This is a genomic window from Pseudomonas sp. C 49-2, assembly GCF_003970195.1.
Classification (GTDB): Bacteria; Pseudomonadota; Gammaproteobacteria; order Pseudomonadales; family Pseudomonadaceae; genus Aquipseudomonas; species Aquipseudomonas canadensis.
Window position 1 is genome coordinate 99,501 of record NZ_RXYG01000009.1, and the last position, 17,631, is coordinate 117,131.

Sequence of the window (17,631 nt, forward strand, 5' to 3'; positions counted from 1 at the left end):
TATGAAGTTTCCAGGAAGATTTACCAGCGGCTTGATTCTGCTGTTCACAAGCTGCGGCGCCTTGGCGCAAAGCGAATTGGACGTGCGGATCAAACCCTCAAACGACGCGTTGAAAGCCAACATCGAAGGCTATATCGGCGGGGTGGGCGATCGTGATGAAGAAGCCTTGCTGCGGTTCAGCCGTGGCGCCGAGGAGCAGGCGCGTAAAGCTGCCCAGGCCCTGGGCTTCTATCAGCCACGGATAGAGAGTGACGTGAAGGGCGGCAAGAACCCGCGCCTGATCCTCACCATTGACCCCGGCGAACCGGTGCATCTGCGTAACGTGACCATTCGGGTCGACGGCCCTGCCGCCGACCTCAAGACGTTTCGCGTGCCCGTCAGCGACGACCTCAAATCCGGCGCCGTGCTCAACCACGGCCATTACGAAGACGCCAAGCGTCTGATCCAGAACCAGGCCTCGCGCTACGGCTTTTTCAGCGGGCGCTTCACAAGCCAGAAACTTGCGGTAGACCCCCAGGCCGGGGTCGCCGATATCGAACTCATCTACGACAGCGGCCCGCGCTACACCCTTGGCAAAGTCAGCTTTGCTGGCGATACGCCGTTTGACGAAGAATTGCTGCAACGCATGGTGCCGTTCAAAAGCGGCACGCCCTACGACTCCGAACTGATCGCCGAACTCAACCAGAACCTGCAAGGCAGTGGCTTCTTTGAAGGCGTGCGTGTGGACGCCGCACCGGCCGCCTCAACCAATGACATCATCCCGGTGGCCGTGCGCCTGGAAACCCGCAAGCCGCGCACCATGGGCCTGGGCTTGGGTTTTTCTACCGACGTCGGCCCGCGCGGCAAAGCCAACTGGACCCGCCACTGGGTCAACCCACAGGGCCACAGTTATGGCTGGGAGGCCGAGCTGTCGGCGCCCCGGCAAAACGTTGGCCTGTGGTACGACATCCCGCTCGATCCGCCACTGACCGACAAGCTGCGTTTTGCGGGCGGCTACCAGAACGAAGAAATCGCCAACACTGATACGGTCAGTAAATTGCTGACCCTCGGCCCTGAATGGCACAGCAAGTTGCCCAGCGGCTGGACCCGTGTGATTTCGCTCAAATACCAGCGTGAGGAGTATCGGCTGGGCAACGACTCCGGCCTGAGTAACCTGGTGATGCCGGGCGTCAGCTATTCCTACCTGCGCAGCGATAACCGCATCGACCCGCACAATGGCTACCGCCTGCAGTTCGACACCAAGGTCGCCAAAGAAGGGTTGGGTTCCGACACCAACCTGCTTTATGGCACGGCCATGGTCAAAGGCCTCACCACGTTGTGGGACAACCACCGCTTCCTCGCCCGCGCCCAAGTGGGCGGCAGTGCCACCAACGGCTACAAATCGGTGCCGCCGTCGCTGCGCTTCTTTGCCGGTGGTGACCAAAGCGTGCGCGGTTACGAGTACCAGACGTTATCACCCGAGAACGACCGGGGCGATCGCATCGGTGGTCGCTACATGGTGGCCCTGAGCGCTGAGTATCAATATTCCATTGCCGAGAAGTGGCGGATTGCAACCTTCATCGACCAGGGCAACTCCTTCAACAACCTGGACCTGCCCAGCCTGAAAACCGGTGTCGGCGTCGGTATCCGCTGGGTTTCGCCGGTCGGTCCGATCCGTCTCGACCTGGCCCATGCCCTCGAAGATCCGGGCGGCATTCGATTGCACTTTTCCATGGGGCCTGAGCTGTGATGCGTGGTGTAAAAATAGCGGGGCTGGCCGTGGTGGCCATCCTTGCCGTGCTGGTACTGGCCCTGTGGACGGTGCTTGGCACCCAGGCGGGCAGCCGCTGGGCGTTGGGCCGTGTTCCGGGTTTGACGGTAGAAAATTTCCAGGGGCATCTGGGCGGCCGGTGGAGCGCCGACCATGTGTTGTGGCAGCAGGACAACAGTCGCGTCGAACTCCAGGCGCCCCAGTTTGATTGGTCGCCAGCGTGCCTGTTGCGCATGACCCTGTGCATCAATCAACTGGACGTGGAGCAGGTCAGCCTGCAATTGCCGCCGAGTGCCGAGGAAAGCAGCGGGCCAATTCAACTGCCCGACTTGAAGCTGCCGCTAGCCATCCAATTGGGCGACGTTCGCGTTGGTAGCCTGCTGTTCAATGGCAGTGAAGAACTCAAGGGCCTGCAATTGGCAGCGCACTGGACGGCCGCCGGCCTGCAGATCGACTCGGTGCACCTGCAACGGGACGACCTGGTACTGGACCTCGCCGGCCTGCTGCAACCGACTGGCGACTGGCCGTTGAGTGCCACCGGTAACCTGAGCCTGCCCTACGCACCGGGCGGCGCACCGTGGAAGGTGGCGCTCAAGGTTGACGGCGACCTGCTCAAGACCCTCAAGCTCGACGCCGACAGCAGCGGCTATCTGCCCGCAAAACTGACCGGAGAACTGCAGCCCCTGGCGGAAAACCTTCCGGCCCAGGTGCACATCACCGCCGACGGCTTTAAACCCAGCGCCGATCTGCCAGATACCCTGCAACTCAATCAACTGGACCTCACCGCCAAAGGTGACTTGAGCCGCGGCTACCAACTGCTGGGCAAGGCCGTGTTGCCAGCAGAGAAAGGCCCGGTTGACTTGCTGCTGCAAGGCCGGGTCGACGCCAAGGGCGCGCAGATCGCAGGCCTGGACCTGAATGCTGGTGACCAACAAAGCCTCAAGTTGACGGCCCAACTGGATTGGCAGCAGGGTTTCAGCGCCGACGCCAAGATCGACTGGCTGGACTTCCCCTGGCATCGCCTCTACCCGGTGACCGACGAGCCGCAAGTCGCGCTGCGTACCTTCAATGGTGAGATTTCCTACAAGGACGGCAACTACCTGGGTAACCTCAAGGCCGACCTCGACGGCCCGGCGGGCAAGTTCAATGTGGTCACGCCGTTCAGTGGCGACCTCAAGCAGATCTTCCTGCCTGAGCTGAAACTCACCGCCGGCCAGGGCAAGGCCGAAGGCCACCTGAACCTTCAGTTTGCGGACGGCATTGCCTGGGATACCGCGCTGGACCTGTCCGCGTTGAACCCGGCGTACTGGGTCGCAGAACTGCCGGGCACCCTGGCCGGACCGCTGCGCAGCAAGGGTGAGTTCAAGAACGAGCAACTCAAGCTGAACGCCGACCTCGACCTCAAGGGCCGCCTGCGTGGGCAAACCGCCGTATTGGCGGCCAAGGCCGAAGGCGCGGGCGAGCAGTGGACCTTGGCCAACCTGGATATCCGCCTGGGTGACAACCGCATCAACGGCAGCGGCAGCCTGCAACAGCGGTTGGCTGGGCAGATCGATATCAAGCTGGCGCGTCTGGCCCAGCTCTGGCCGCAACTGCGTGGGCAGGTCAACGGTCGACTCGACGTGGCCGGCAGCCTCAACGCCCCCCAGGGCAAGCTCGCTCTCAAGGGCCAGCAACTGGCATTTGCCGACAACCGCCTGCAAAACCTCACCCTCGACGCCAACCTGGACAGTGCCCAGCGCGCCAAGATCGACCTGAAAGGCAGCGGCATTCAATCCGGCGACACCCAGGTCGGCACCCTGACCGCCAGCGCCCAGGGCGATATCAAGAACCAGAAAGTCCAGCTGGACCTGGCTGGTCCGCTGGTCAAGCTCGCCCTGGCGTTGGATGGCAACCTCGACAAAGGCAACTGGCGCGGGCGCCTGGCCAGCGGCGATGTCCAAGCCGGCGGCCAGGACTGGAAGCTGCAAGCCCCCGCGAAGATCGAACGCATGGCAGATGGCAAGCTGACATTTGCTGCGCACTGCTGGGTATCCGGTCCTGCCAGTTTATGCGGTGAAGACCAGCGGCTGATGCCTGAGCCGAAGCTGCGTTACCACCTCAAGCAATTCCCCATCGACAGTCTGGCGGCGTTCCTGCCCAAGGACTTTGCCTGGCTGGGCAAGCTCAACGCCGACCTGCAACTGGACCTGCCCGACAGCGGCCCCAAAGGCGTGATTGCGGTGGACGCCAGCGGCGGCACCCTGCGCGTCAAGGACAAGGACCAGTGGCTGGATTTCCCCTACGACACGCTCAAGCTGGAAACCACTCTCAACCCCAAGCGTATCGACACGCAGCTGAATTTCCATGGCGGCAAGCTTGGCGAATTGATGTTGCAGGCGCAGATCAACCCGCTGCCGAAGAACAAGCCGATTACCGGCAACTTCAGCCTGGTCGGTCTGGATCTTGCGGTGGCGCGGCCGTTTGTACCGATGGTGGAAACCCTCAGCGGCAAGCTCAATGGCAACGGGCGCATCTCCGGTGGTCTCTTGGCACCCCAGGTCAACGGCAACGTGAATCTGGTGGGCGGCGAGATTTCCGGTCCGGAACTGCCCATCAGCCTGGAAGGTTTGAATGTGCAGGCGCTGATCGCCGGTGAAAGCGTGCAGCTCAACGGTGGCTGGCGCAGTGGCAAGTCCGGGCAGGGCAGCCTCAAGGGCCAGATCGACTGGGGTCAGGCCCTGGCGGTGGATCTCAGCCTGCAAGGCTCGCAACTGCCGGTCACGGTGGAGCCCTACGCGGTGCTGGAAGTGGCGCCCGACCTGAAAATCAGCCTGAAGAACGACAAGCTGGCCATCGCTGGCAAAGTGCATATCCCGCGTGGCGATATCACCGTACGCGAACTGCCGCCGTCCACCGTCAAGGTCTCGGACGACACCGTGATCGTCGGCAGCCAGACCGAAGAGGGCAAGCCGCCGATGGCGATGGCCATGGACATTGACGTGGTGGTGGGCGAAGACAAGCTCAACTTCTCGGGCTTCGGCCTCACCGCCAAGGTGCAGGGCCAGGTGCATATCGGCGACAACATGGACACCCGTGGCGAGCTGTGGCTCAACGATGGCCGTTATCGCGCCTACGGGCAGAAGCTGGATGTGCGCCGTGCGCGGTTGCTGTTTGCCGGGCCGTTGGACCAGCCGTATCTGGACATTGAAGCGATCCGCAAAACCGATGATGTGATCGCCGGCATTCGCTTGAGCGGCAGCGCCGAACAGCCCACCACGCAAATCTTCTCGGAGCCGGCCATGAGCCAGGAACAGGCGCTGTCCTACCTGGTGCTCGGGCGGCCGCTGAGCACCACCGGTGAAGACAACAATATGCTAGCCCAGGCCGCGTTGGGCCTGGGGTTGATGGGCAGCGCCGGGGTGACGTCGGATCTGGCGAAGAATCTGGGTATCCAGGACTTTGAACTGGATACGCAAGGTAGCGGGAATAACACTGCCGTGGTGGCGAGTGGCAAGATTACCGAGAAACTCAGTCTGCGGTATGGGGTTGGGGTGTTTGAGCCGGCCAGCACTATTGCCTTGCGGTATTTGTTGAGCAAGAAGGTGTATCTGGAAGTGGCCAGTGGTGTGGCCAGTTCGTTGGATATCTTCTACAAGCGGGATTTTTGAGTTCGTCCGTTATTGGGGAACGGCTGGTATGGGTTCCGCCCTTACGGTACAGGCCCACCAAAAGGCTCTTGCCCCAACACTCGGCACCTCGCTTAGGCTCGGTGTGCCCTCACTCCGGCTTGAATCCGTGGGCCGCCGCGATGGGCCATCCTTGGCCCAGCGCGGCTAACCCGGCGTCCTGCCGGGTTACCCACGGATTCAAGCCTGCGTTCGGCCAGCGTGTTTGACGGGGCGCCTGAGATCAAAAGCCAGATCAAGAGCAAGATCAAGAGCGACTCGCTTCGCATCGTGGTTGGCGCTAGGGCGCGCAGGTCAATGCCACTCGCTCATAGTTCAGCGCCTTGTTGGGTTCGCCCAGCGCATAGGGCGCCTGGCAGTGCTGGTCGCCCCATTTGATCACCAGCGTCCCGGTCTCTTCTTCCACCAAGGCCAACGCCTTGCCACTCGGGTCGGCGATTGCAATCTGCTTGCCCGCCATGTTTTCCAGCGATGCGCCAAACGGGATCGGTCGGTGCTGGGCGTCGAACAAGGCGAACTGTACGCGGCGTCCGGTCTTGCTGGCGTAGCGGGCCAGGACCACGGCGCCGCGTCGAGGCACGACTTGCTGGGTGGCGTTATCGATTTCGATCTCTGCGCCCAGGTCGCGGGTGTCCAGGCTGATCCAGTTGACCCGGTAAGGCTGGGCATTGGGGATCACGGCATAGCCGTTGCTGCCGGTTTTTGCGCCGGAGAAACTGCCGATCTTCACGCCGGGAATGCCTTCGACTTGCGCCAGCGCAAAGGTCTCGCCCACGGTCTGTCCCAGGTTGATACCACCCGCGTGGGCCACCACTGACCCGGCCACGTTGAGGTTCTGCGCGCTGTAGCCACGGCCCTGGCTGTAACCGCCGCTGATGTCCATCAGCGAGGTGCGGGTGCTGAGGTTGGCCGAGCCGGTGCTGCCGCCCGTGCTGCTGTTGCCGGCTTGCAGTGAGTAATAGGTGTCGCTGTCGTCCGTCAGGTAACCGTTAACACCCATTTGCGTGGTATCGCTGTCTTTTTGCGTGCTGGCGGAGACAAATGCTCTCGGCGCGCGTGGCTTAGAGCCCAGTGGAAACGACAGGGACAGGTTGATCAGCGTGTCATTGTTCGACGGCCCGTAGTTGCCCACATCCTTGGTATGGGTGGCACTGACGTTGTAGCTCACGTCGCCCCAGTAATTGCTGTAGCCCGCTGACAGGCTTTGCGCGCCGCCGCGTCCCCAGTAGCGCTGATCGCTGGCGTTTACGTACACACTGCCGAACTGCTGGTTGCGCCCCAGGCTCTGGTTGACGGTCAGATCGGTGCGGGTTTTAGAGCTGCCCAGGCGTGTGCGGCCGTCGCTGCTCAGTTCCTCGACATGCTCGGTGAGGGTGCGATAACCCTCGGTGGAATACCGGTAGGCAGCCAGTGTGAAGTTGGTGTCGGTGCCGGTAAAAGTCTTGGCATACAGCGCGCGCAGGCTGTTGCCCGTGACCTGCCGGCCAAAGGTGCGGCTGGCGGAGTGGGTCATGTCCAGCGACACCGCACCGATCGACGTATTGCGCCCGGCCCCGATGGATAGCGCCTGGAAGTCCTGCGTGGCCTGCACCCCGACGATTCCCGACAGGTTGCTGCTGATGCCATACGCCAGGGTGCTGCTGACAAACTGCGGGGTCTTCTGCGCGTCACTGTTGCTGTTGTACTTGCCCGCCGAGACGCTGTATTTCAGTTGGCCTTCACGCACCATGATCGGCAGGCTGGAAAACGCCTGCACCGTGACCCGGCGACGGCCGTCCGCTTCGATCACCGTCACCTCAAGGGCGCCGTTGGAGCCGCTGGGATAAATGTCGCTGATCTCGAACGGACCCGGCGGCACGTTGGCGGTATAGAGGATGTAGTTGTTCTGGCGGATCTCCACGGTGGCGCTGGACTGCGCAATGCCGCGGATGATCGGTGCGTAGCCGCGCTCGCTGTCAGCGCGCATGCCGTCGTCGGAGGCCAGTTTCAAGCCTCGATAGCGCACGCTGTCGAACAGGTCGGCATCCGAGAAAATGTCCCCGGCACTGAACTGGCCCTTCAAGGCGGTCACGTCATGTTGCAGGTAGCTGCGGTTGCTCTTGAACGTGCTGGGGCGGCCGGTGTTGCTGCTGAAGTTCGACTCGTTGCGCAAGCGCCACGCACCCAGGTTGATACCGTTGCGCAGGCCCAGGTTATTCGAGAGTGTGGTGTCGGCGTCGGTGCTGCTGCGGTTGCTGCTCAACTGGTAGTTGATGAACGCGGCGGGTACGCCGTCGTCCCACAAGGCCGGATCGACATAACCGCGGCGTCCGCGCTCCATGGCGCGTTGCGGCACACTGACCAGCAGGCGCAGGCGCGGGACGTCGTAGCGCACTTTGGCGTGTTCGATCAGCGCAGGCAGGTCGAGGCAGGCATTGGGATCGGTGTCGACGAGTTTGCCGCTGGACTGCAAGGCGCCGATATCGACGCCCACTTGTTGCAGCATCTCCAGGGTCAGGCAGGCTTCGACTCGGCCGTTGACAGGGTTGCGGCGAAAGTCGATATCGCGTCGGCCCACCAGGGTGTCGTTGCCATACAGGTCAACCCGGTAATTGCCGGGGAGCACGCTGCTGCTGGCGAGCAATGACTGAAGGTCGACCGACGCTGCGGCGCCTTGCAAAAACGACGTGTTGAACTGTTCATCGCCGTCGGCCTGGCAGACCGAACTGAAGCCCACGGCAATCAAAAATGGCGCCAGACTATCGCGCTTGAATAAAAACATGCAGGAACCCTATATCACCTCCGATACGAACTAACGGAGCGAAGAGAAATACAGTGAAAGTGCGGCTGCGCGAACGGCAGGCGCGTTATGGTGACTCTTTGTTCAAACTGGCGCTGGTTTGAGCACGGTCAGAAAGTTGCGCGCTATAAGGGTCTTGTGCGCCATAGTCGTTGATGCTGCTGAACTTCAAGAGCGCGGAGTTAATGGAGGAAAGTTGCTTGAGTTGGAACTCTTTTTGTTCGCCTGGCGCAATCATCATCGAATCAAATGGATGTTCGCTGACGGCACCGGATTGCAGGGTGATGTCGGCAATCGACACGTGATAAACCCCGGGGTTGCTCACCCGCAGCACGCGTTTACCGGCGTGTTCGGCCAACTGCCAGAGCAGCTCGGTCGGCGCCAGGTAGGCGTTGTTTTTCAACGCGGGCGGGCGGAAGAACACCTTGATGCGCTGGCGCACGGCAAGCTGCAAGGTGTTCTCGGTTTTTGAGGCCTTGGGGATTTCCTGCACGTTGAGCCATACGACCGACTCGCGGTCGCTGGGCATGCCCGTGCCTTCATAGATCACGCGCAACAGTTGTTGCTCATTGCCGGTGACCCGCGCCAGCGGCGGGGTGACGGCAAACGGCACCGAAGTCGCGTCGTCGGCGTCCGTGTCGACCCAGGACTGGATCAACACGTCCTCACCGCTGTTGCGTACGGTGATTCCGGCTTCTTTGTGTTGGCCGTCGAACACCAAACGCGTGCTGCTCAACGAAATCCCGGCTGTGGCTTGCCCGACTGCCAGCAGGCCGAGCAGGCCCGCGCACAGGGACAGTGAATGGCGAAAAAACATAATGGCTACCGCTACGTTCGAGAGGTGTGCGAGGCCCGCAGGCCCCGCATCGGGTTGGGGTTATTCGTACTGCAGGGTGAACGGCAGGGTGGCATCGCCGCGACCGGCCACGGCAGACGCAGCGTCGATGGTGGTGACGTAGGCGGCCGAGAATTTCAGCGTGGTGTTGCTGTCCTGCAAGGTGTTCTCGATCTTCGCGGTGGTCGGCGAGCTCAGGTCGATCAGTGCGCCATTGGCATCCAGCAGGGCGATACCGATGTTCTTGGCGGCGCCCAGGCCGTCGATCAGCTTCAACACTTTGGTGCCGGTCACGATGCCTGAGCCGGCGCCTTTGGTCGGTTCGAAGATCATCGCCACCTTGGTGCCGGCGTTGCAGCTGATCTTCATGTCAAAGTTCTCGGCGCTCAGGGTGCCGTTGCCTTTGGGGGCGGTGGCGGTGCCCATGTCCTTGATCGACACTTCGCCCATGTTGATCGAGATGGTTTTGTTTAAGCCGATGCCTTCAACGGAGCAGGCGTCATTGTTGATACTGCCGGTGAAGTTGATGGTGCCGCTGCCGGCCTTGGTCGGTGTTACCGGTGGGTCGACGGCAAAGGCATTGCCCGCGGCGAAGATCGATAATGCCAGAAGTGTGCGAGACAGTTGTTTCATGTTGTTTTTCCTTGGTGGGGTTAAAACAACACGATAGAGCGGCGGTGGTTAGTGGAACATCAGACGATCCCTAGAAACGGGTGTTAGTTGAACAAGTTGCGCTCTATGCAATAAGCCAGCAAGTCTTGGTCGCTGTTGACTTCCAACTTGCGCATGGCCGCAACTTTTTGTGTGCTGATGGTTTTGGCACTGCGGTTCAACCCTCGTGCAATTTCATTGACGCTTTGTCCTGATACAAACAAACGCAGGATCTCATGCTCCTTGGGCGACAGCCGGGTGAAGCGCTCATCGAGGTCGGAAGATTCCAGTACCGAGGTCGGTTGTGGGCCCTTGCTGCGAACCGGGTTGCCACGGGCGATAGCCTTGAGCGCGGCCTGGATCTCATTGTGCAGTTGGTTTTTCTGGATCACGGCCAGCACGCCCAATTCCTGCAAGCGCGTCAGGATCAGTGGATTGGAGATCATCGTCAGCACCAGCACGCGCACCTTGGGAAAGTGCCGCACCAGGTACTCCACCAACTTCAGGCCATCGCCGTAGGGCGAGTCCGCCGGCATGTTGAAGTCGGTGATTACCAGGTCCACGGCGTTGTTTTCCAGCAGCGTCACCAATTCGTTGGAGCACACGGCTTCGCCCACCACGCGAAAACGCTCATCGCGCTCGACCAGTTCCCGTACTCCGACCAGCACGATGGGGTGATCGTCTGCAATGACTACGTTGAGGGTTTCCATGGGGTGATTATCCAGAGTGAGGTTATTCAAAGGTGTCGAGCAATGCCGTGAGGCCAGCCAGGTTGCGCCGCACTTCCAGGGCAAGGGCGGGCGTGACGGCCATGCCGGTCAGGCGCAGTTCCAGCTCGACGAAGGCGCTGGCCATGTCACCGAGCTGTACCGCGCCGAGGGCGCCGGCCATGCTGTGCAATTGCTGCGCCGCGCCATTGGCGTCCTGGTTGTCCAGCGCGGCCAGGGTGGCCTGTACATCCTGACGCAGGGTGGTGACAAACAGTTCGCGCATTTTGGGCGACAACGGCGGCATCTCGACGACGGCGGGCACGTCGATCTTGCAGTACTTTTCCAACTTAGTACGCAAGGTGGCGAGGTTCAGCGGCTTGACCATCCACGCATTCATGCCGACGGCGGTGCAGTGTTCGCCTTCTTCACGCATGGCATTGGCGGTCACCCCGATAATGGGCAGCGCGGCATCTTGCTGGCGCAACGCCTTGGCCAGCTGGTAACCGTTCATCACCGGCATGTTCACGTCGGTCAGCACCAGGTCGAAGCGCCCCGGTAGCCATTGCATGAGCGCCTGTTCGCCGTTGGCGGCCAGCACCACCGAGCAGCCCAGGGCTTGCAGTTGTTCCTGGATGATGGCGGCGTTGATCACATTGTCTTCGGCTACCAGCACTTGCAGGTTGAGCGGGCGCGCGTTGACGGTGGGCGCGGGGCGGTTGCCGGCCTCGGCACCCTGCTGTGCCAGGGAGATGGCCCAGGCAATGGCGCGTACGTCGTCGGCGTCGACGGCCCAATCGCTAGCACACCGCTGCGCCGGGTTCGGCCCACCGGCTGTGGCGATGATCCGCGTGCCGGGCCAAGCCGGTTCTCGGGTGAAGTCCACTAGCAGTGCAGAGGACGGCGCATCGGGTGAAACCGTGCGGCTGTCGAGCCCTAGGCGCTTGAGCCAGTCGATCATGTGTTGCGCCCGTTCAAGTTCCTGCGCGCGCACATAGACCGTCGGCATGCCGGGGCTGAAGGCGGGGCATTCACTCAGGGCGCCGGGGACTGACTCCAGCGCGAGGTGCAGGGTAAAGCTGCTGCCCAGGCCGGGTTCGCTGACGACGTTCAGTTGGCCGTGCATCAACTCGCACAACCATTTGCAAATCGCCAGGCCCAGTCCTGCGCCGGCCTGGCTAGTGGCATCTTCGGCCTGGTAGAACGGGTCGAACAATTGTTGCTGTTGCGCTTGGGAAATGCCCACACCGGAGTCGCTGACTTGCCATTGCAGGTCTACCTCGCCGTCGGTGTTCTCCGACGCGCGCAGGCGCAGCACCACACGCCCGTTGTCGGTGAACTTGATCGCATTGCTCAGCAGGTTATTGAGGATCTGGCGGATGCGCAGGGGGTCGCCGCGCAACTGATCCGGTAGGTCCGCGTCGATGCAGGCATACAGCTGCAGGCCCTTGGAGCGGGCGAACGCGCTGTAGGTGCGCACGCAGTCTTCGGTCAGTTCCAGTGGGCAGAAATCCTGGAGTTCGAGGGTCATTTGCCCCGCTTCGATTTTGGAGACATCCAGCACGTCGCTGATCAGTTGGAACAGCGTGGTTGAGGAACGCTGGATGGTCTGCAGGTAATCCTGCTGGCGCGGCGCGAGCGACGTGAGGCCGAGCAGCTCCAAGGTACCCAGCACGCCATACAGCGGCGTACGAATTTCGTGGCTCATGGTCGCGAGGAAGCGGCTTTTGGCCTCGCTTGCCGAGTCTGCGGCTTGGCGCGCTTCTTCCAGGGCCGCCGCGTCTTCGATAAGCCGGGTCACATCATGCACCGCGCACAGCCACGCGTCCTGGCCCTGGTAGCGGGTGGGCACGAAGGCCACGTGCAGGTGGCGGCCTTCGCTTTCCAGGTCGGCCTGGCCCGGTTCAGCATGCGTCTGTTGCTTGAGCAAGTCGAACAGCGGGCGAGCGTCGCGCCACTCCAAGGCGCGCTGGTTCTGCAGGAGTACGTGATGGTCGCTGCGCCGGATCACACACAGGCCGGTCGGTGCGGTGTCGATGACCGCTCGGGCGAATGCCGAGCTTTCGGCAATGCTGGCATGGGCTTGGTGGGCAGGCAGTACTACCCGTGTGGTGTACCAGCGATTGAACGCGCGACTGCACCCCAGCATCACCAGCACCACGCCCACCAGGCACAGCAAAGGCCACAGCGCATAGTCGAGGAAGCGTTGCAGGCTGATCACGTAGATCGCCGTCCAGGGCTGCTCGCCCTGGCTTGTCAGCTTGAATACCAGGCCGTCGCGGTTGAGGTTCACACCTTCATTGAGCACCTCGCCGGGCTTGACGGCCCCGGTTAGCACCACGCCACCTGGGGTGATCAAGGTGAAGTCGTCGTAGATCGACCACTGCATCAGCCGCTCGATGTTATTGACCTTGGACAGGTCCAGCAGCGAGGCCACCACCACCCAGGTGTTGGCGCCGGTGACGGTCAGCGAGGTGGAGGCCAGGTTGATATCGACATAACCCAACAATATCGGAGCTTCCTTGCCATCGGGGGCGGTGTCGTAAGGTTCCCAGTGCACGGTGTGATGGGTCTGGGAGGTGTTCTGTAGGTGCAGGCGCTCGTTGAGTTGGGTCATCACGTCCACCAACATGCCTATATGCACGTGGCCGCCATCGCGCAGCCGGCCGGAGGAGGGCACGGCGATGTCGAAATTGTCCGGGCCGTTCACCACGACCACTTGAGGAGCCTGGTAGTGGGAACCCGCCCAAAAGGCGCTGTAGTAAGCCGACAGGTAGGTGCCCAAGGCGAAAACCTTGGGGTATTGGTCGGCGGCTATTTTGTCGGGGTTGATTTTCAAACTGTAGGGCAGGGAGAACGGCAAACCGCGGCCTTCATAGGTGTTCGGTCCTTCCTCGGGCAGCGGCTTTTGCACAAAAGGCGACGGCAGGCCAATGGACCTGTACTTAGCGTTGGTGCTGCCCCGTGAGATATCGATCAAGAACACTTCCTGCTCGTGGATGTTCTCCATCAGCCGGGCGAAATGGAACTGCAAGGTGTCGCGCTGTTCCTGAACCATGCGCTGCACCCCCAGGTAGCTGATCCCCAGCAGCAACAGCACCAAGGCCCCCAGCACCAGCAAGCCTTTGTTCAGGCGCAGCGAACTGCTGGTGAGTTTCTCCAGGAAGGCGTTGGGGTGATGCATGACGCGGTGACCTCGCAAGCTAACGGCGTTCGTTCGCACCCGGCCAGCGGGTCAATAGGCGCTCGCCGGCCCGTCGTGGGTCAGCAATTGCTGGAACTGATCCGAAGACACGGCGTGGGAGATCAGGAAACCTTGGACCTGAGTGCAGTCGATCTTACGCAACAGCGCAAGTTCTTGCGCTGTTTCTACGCCTTCAGCCACCACGATCAAGCCCAACTGACGCCCCAGGCTGACAATGCTGGTGAGCGCCTGGGCCAGTTCCTCGTTGGCGTTGCAGCCTTGCACCAGTGCGCGGTCGATTTTCACCTCGGTAAACGGCGCCGACACCAGGTTCATGTACGAGCTGTAGCCCTTGCCGAAATCATCCTGGGACAAGCCAAAGCCCTTGATGCGCAAACGGCAGGCCCCGGCGTAGAAGTTGCTGATGTCATCCGGCACCGAACACTCCATCAGCTCGAAACAGATGCGCGCTGGCAAACCCTGATGCTCCAGCACGAACGCCAGGATGCGATCGGGCAGGTCGTGGCTGTTAAGCAAGTGGGTGGGCAGGTTGATGGATACCGGGATGTCATAGCCGTGTTGGCGCCACGCGGCTTGGGCGGTCATCGCTTGTTTCAGCACGCACCACAACAAGCGTTCTTCGAGGTTGCAACTGATCAATGCCGGCAGGAACATGCCGGGTAACAACAGGCCATGCTCGGGGTGAACCCAGCGCACCAAGGCTTCGGCCGCGACGATGCGACCATTGCTCAGGGCTTTCTTGGGTTGGAACCAGGCTTGCAGCTCGCCATTGACCAGGGCATTCATCAGGCTTTGGCAATCAATGCCGGGCTGAGTCTCGGCCGGTTCGGCCTGGCGCAGCGCCAGCAATTGATCGGTCAGACAGCGCAAGGCCGCGGCATTCACCGGCTTGGAAATCAGCCCGATCACCTTCACTTGCAGGTTGCTCGCCACCAGGCTCGCGCCCATCAACATGCGCCGTGAGGCGGCGCTCATGATCGCCAATGCTGGGCGCGACGGTTGCGCGGCCAGGCCTTGGATAAATTGCACGCCGTCCATGCCTGGCATCAACAGGTCAGTGAGCACCAGGTCGAAGTCTCGTTGCTTCAGGCAGGCCAGCGCCTCCTCGCCGTCGCGGGCGCACACCAGATCGAAATCACCCAACTCGCTGAACAGGTTCTGCAAATACAGGTGCTGAAAGGGATGGTCTTCGACAATCAGAATGCTACAGGGCTTCATGGATGGCTCGTTCGTAGGGAGCCAGGACAGAGGACAAGGCTCGCAGCGTAAAGGGTTTGACCAGGCAGTGATTCATGCCGGCCGCCAGGCACAAGGCTTCTTCACCGCGCAGGGCGTTGGCGGTTGCGCCGATGATCGGGGTGGTGCAGCCCAGGCGTCGAAGCGCTTCGGTCAGTTCGTAGCCGTTGAGCCTGGGCATGTTGACGTCGGTGAGCACAATGTCGAAGGTGCCCTCGTGCCAGCGCGCCAAGGCCTCTTCGCCATCGCTGGCCAGTTCCACGCTGCACCCGAGTTCTTCAAGCTGGTCGCGCAGGATCAACTGGTTGATGACGTTGTCTTCGGCCACCAGGATGTTCAGGTGCAAGGGGCGCAGGTCGCGCACTTCGCAGCGCGCCTGGGGTGGGACCACCTGGCCGTTCTGGGCGTGGCGGACGGCTTGTTGGATCGCGTCCAGGTCGTTGAGGTTGACCTGCCAGCCATCGCCGCTGAACTGCGGTTCGTGCGCGCCGTCATTGCTGGCCAGTACCCGTGGCCCGTGCCAGGGCAAGTCGAGGCGGCGTTCAATAAGTTCAAGCAATACACCGGGCCCCGCCAGCTCTGTGCTGGTCGGCAGGCCAACCTGCGCGCGCGCCCCCCAGCGGCGCAGCCAGCCGCAGAGGCTGTCGGCCAGTTCGCGGATTGGCGACAGCACATACACGATTTCCGCTGCCAGTGGCTGCAAGGCCGGCGTCGCGTTGCCGGACGGTTGCTCCAGCGGTACGGTCAGGGAAAAGCTGCTGCCCAGTCCCGGCTCGCTGACCAAGCGCAGGGTGCCGTTCATCAAGTGGGTCAGGCGCAGGCAGATCGCCAGGCCAAGGCCGGTGCCGGCGATCACATGGGAGTTGCCTTCGCTCTGGTAGAACGGCTCGAAGATAAACGCCTGGTCGGCAGGGGCGATGCCTTTGCCGGTGTCGGAGATTTGCCATTGCAGGCACACCCGTTCGCCTTCGCGACTGAGCTTTTTGACCCGCAGCACCACGCGGCCGGAGTCAGTGAACTTGACCGCGTTGCTCAGCAGATTGTTGAGAATCTGGCGTACGCGGCTGGCGTCGCCGATCAGGCGCCGGGGCAGTTGCGGATCGAGGCAGGCATACAACTGCAAGCCTTTGCTGTGTGCCGCTGCCGCATAGCCTTGCACCACTTCCTGTACCAGGGTCGGCACACAGAATTCGCTCAGTTCCAGGGCCAGTTGCCCGGCTTCGATTTTTGACACGTCGAGCACATCGCAGATCAGTTGCAGCAACGTCGCGGACGATCCCTCGATGGCGTGCAGGTAGCTTTTCTGCTGGGCATCCAGGCGGGTGCGGGCGAGCAGTTCCAGGGTGCCGAGCACGCCATACAGCGGCGTGCGGATCTCATGGCTCATGGTGGCCAGGAACAAGGTCTTGGCTTCGTTGGCGGCGTCTGCGGACTGGCGTGCCTGTTCCAGCGCCGCTTCGATCTGCCTGCGTGCGCTGATGTCGCTGAAGGCGCAGAGCAACACGTCTTCGCCTTTGTAGCGGGTGGGCGCGCAGCTCAGGTACAGATGGCGGCCGTCGGCGGCTTCGAAATAGTCGGTGAGGCAGGGGGCGTCGGGGTCGAAGGCCTGACGGATCCAGCCGGGACCGAGTTGTGCGCCACACTCACCGAGCCACTGTTGGGCGAGGGTGTTTTTCAGCACCACCGTGCCATCGGTGCGACGCAGTACGCACAGCGCCACGGGGGCGGTCTGGATCACGTCGCGGCTGAACAGCTCGCTTTCCACCAGCGCCTGGATGCGGTGGATCGCCGGCGTGATGAAGCGGTGTTCGAGGCGACGGGTGAGCAGGCACACCAGGCTGATGGTCAGCAGGCAGAACAGCAGGGCGCCGAGCATCTGTGGCCAGAGCGCCCACAGGACCGCGCGCAGGTCGATGGAGTAGGTGAGTTGCCAATCTGAAGACTTCAGTTGTTTGCGCAGCACCAATTGTTCGGGCAGCCAGCCATCGCCGACAAAACCGAAGAAGTCCTGCTGGTGCAAGTGCGGCAGGTTTTGCCCTGGCGGTGGTTTATGGCTGTTGCTGAAGAGCGGCATGCCTTGGGCATTGAACATGGTGAACTCGCCAGCGCTGTGATCGCTCAGCGCGTTGGAGACTTCACGGTCATCCATTTCCAGGCCGAGCCAGCCGGAGTCCAGGTCGCGTTCATCCAGGCGAATGAAGATGTACAGCTGTGAGTGGCCGTCCGTGGCGTGGGTCAGCCAGAGTTCCTGCAGGGTTTTCTGCTGCTTGAGGGCGTGCAGTTGCTCAAGCATGGTCGCGGGGAAATCGGCCGCCACGGGCGAAGCATCGTACAGCCGCAGCACCTGGGCATCCGTGCTGACATACAGCAGGTTGAGCTGCTTGGCCCTCAAGAAATCACGCATGCGCTGGGTCAGCCAAATGCTCCATTGCTTGCCCGGGGTATTTCCCAGCAACAGGCGGATTTCTTCATCGGAGACCGGCAGATTCAATTCGGCCTTGCGTGTCGCTGACAGACTGAGGCTTTCCAACAGCGCTTCACGGGTGGTGAAAAAGGTATGCGCCTCGGCGATGGCGCTGCTCATGTAGCTGCGCCGCTGGGAGATCTCATTGTTGAAAGTGAACAGCAGGAAGCTGTACACGCCGCCCAGCATGCCCACCAGCAGTACCAACGCAAAAATACGCAACAGGCGGCGCGCGGCATGGGGCGTGGACAGCACGGGGCTGATCTGGTGCAGGTAGCTCTTTAATCTCATCCCGCCACTTTAGGGATGGCCAACCGTGGGAAAAATCAGACGATC

Annotated in this window: 9 protein-coding genes; 2 read left to right on the forward strand and 7 right to left on the reverse strand. The window is 61.8% G+C overall.

Going from position 1 to position 17,631, the window contains the following annotated elements; translation table 11 throughout:
* Position 1: 1 nt before the first annotated feature.
* Both EJ576_RS18725 and EJ576_RS18730 read left to right on the forward strand, forming a co-directional pair.
* The gene (locus tag EJ576_RS18725) at positions 2-1,729 is read left to right on the forward strand and encodes an autotransporter assembly complex family protein (protein ID WP_028616886.1); all 1,728 of its coding nucleotides are present in this window, start codon (positions 2-4) and stop codon (positions 1,727-1,729) included.
* Positions 1,729-5,400 carry a translocation/assembly module TamB domain-containing protein gene (locus EJ576_RS18730; protein WP_126570849.1) on the forward strand — a complete coding sequence of 1,224 codons (3,672 nt, stop codon included), beginning with the start codon at positions 1,729-1,731 and terminating at the stop codon, positions 5,398-5,400. Before EJ576_RS18725 ends, EJ576_RS18730 begins: the two co-directional genes overlap by 1 nt.
* A gap of 298 nt (positions 5,401-5,698) precedes the next feature.
* Here the strand turns inward: EJ576_RS18730 and EJ576_RS18740 are convergent, their stop codons facing one another.
* The 7 genes from EJ576_RS18740 to EJ576_RS18770 form a co-directional block, all read right to left on the reverse strand.
* Positions 5,699-8,179 (reverse strand): fimbria/pilus outer membrane usher protein, encoded by a 2,481-nt coding sequence (locus tag EJ576_RS18740; protein WP_126570850.1) that lies wholly within the window; start codon positions 8,177-8,179, stop codon positions 5,699-5,701.
* A gap of 85 nt (positions 8,180-8,264) precedes the next feature.
* Positions 8,265-9,014 carry a molecular chaperone gene (locus tag EJ576_RS18745; RefSeq protein WP_126570851.1) on the reverse strand — a complete coding sequence of 250 codons (750 nt, stop codon included), beginning with the start codon at positions 9,012-9,014 and terminating at the stop codon, positions 8,265-8,267.
* 60 nt (positions 9,015-9,074) lie between these two features.
* The gene (locus EJ576_RS18750) at positions 9,075-9,665 is read right to left on the reverse strand and encodes a fimbrial protein (RefSeq protein WP_068935134.1); all 591 of its coding nucleotides are present in this window, start codon (positions 9,663-9,665) and stop codon (positions 9,075-9,077) included.
* Between the two features lie 83 nt (positions 9,666-9,748).
* A complete protein-coding gene (locus EJ576_RS18755; RefSeq protein ID WP_126570852.1) occupies positions 9,749-10,393 on the reverse strand; it encodes a response regulator in 645 nt (214 codons plus the stop codon).
* A gap of 22 nt (positions 10,394-10,415) precedes the next feature.
* Entirely contained in the window at positions 10,416-13,574 is a 3,159-nt protein-coding gene (locus EJ576_RS18760; protein ID WP_126570853.1) for a hybrid sensor histidine kinase/response regulator, read from the reverse strand.
* 51 nt (positions 13,575-13,625) lie between these two features.
* Complete coding sequence (locus tag EJ576_RS18765; RefSeq protein WP_126570854.1) at positions 13,626-14,813, reverse strand: EAL domain-containing response regulator; 1,188 nt, start codon at positions 14,811-14,813, stop codon at positions 13,626-13,628.
* Positions 14,800-17,586: an ATP-binding protein gene (locus EJ576_RS18770; protein WP_126570855.1), complete on the reverse strand. Its 2,787-nt coding sequence runs from the start codon at positions 17,584-17,586 to the stop codon at positions 14,800-14,802. Before EJ576_RS18770 ends, EJ576_RS18765 begins: the two co-directional genes overlap by 14 nt.
* Positions 17,587-17,631 lie beyond the last annotated feature (45 nt).

Bases quoted from the DNA above. Each gene is read 5' to 3' on its own strand.
- EJ576_RS18725 (WP_028616886.1), top strand. From the start codon at position 2: ATGAAGTTTCCAGGAAGATTTACCAGCGGCTTGATTCTGCTGTTCACA.
- EJ576_RS18730 (WP_126570849.1), top strand. From the start codon at position 1,729: ATGCGTGGTGTAAAAATAGCGGGGCTGGCCGTGGTGGCCATCCTTGCC.
- EJ576_RS18740 (WP_126570850.1), bottom strand. From the start codon at position 8,179: ATGTTTTTATTCAAGCGCGATAGTCTGGCGCCATTTTTGATTGCCGTG.
- EJ576_RS18745 (WP_126570851.1), bottom strand. From the start codon at position 9,014: ATGTTTTTTCGCCATTCACTGTCCCTGTGCGCGGGCCTGCTCGGCCTG.
- EJ576_RS18750 (WP_068935134.1), bottom strand. From the start codon at position 9,665: ATGAAACAACTGTCTCGCACACTTCTGGCATTATCGATCTTCGCCGCG.
- EJ576_RS18755 (WP_126570852.1), bottom strand. From the start codon at position 10,393: ATGGAAACCCTCAACGTAGTCATTGCAGACGATCACCCCATCGTGCTG.
- EJ576_RS18760 (WP_126570853.1), bottom strand. From the start codon at position 13,574: ATGCATCACCCCAACGCCTTCCTGGAGAAACTCACCAGCAGTTCGCTG.
- EJ576_RS18765 (WP_126570854.1), bottom strand. From the start codon at position 14,813: ATGAAGCCCTGTAGCATTCTGATTGTCGAAGACCATCCCTTTCAGCAC.
- EJ576_RS18770 (WP_126570855.1), bottom strand. From the start codon at position 17,586: ATGAGATTAAAGAGCTACCTGCACCAGATCAGCCCCGTGCTGTCCACG.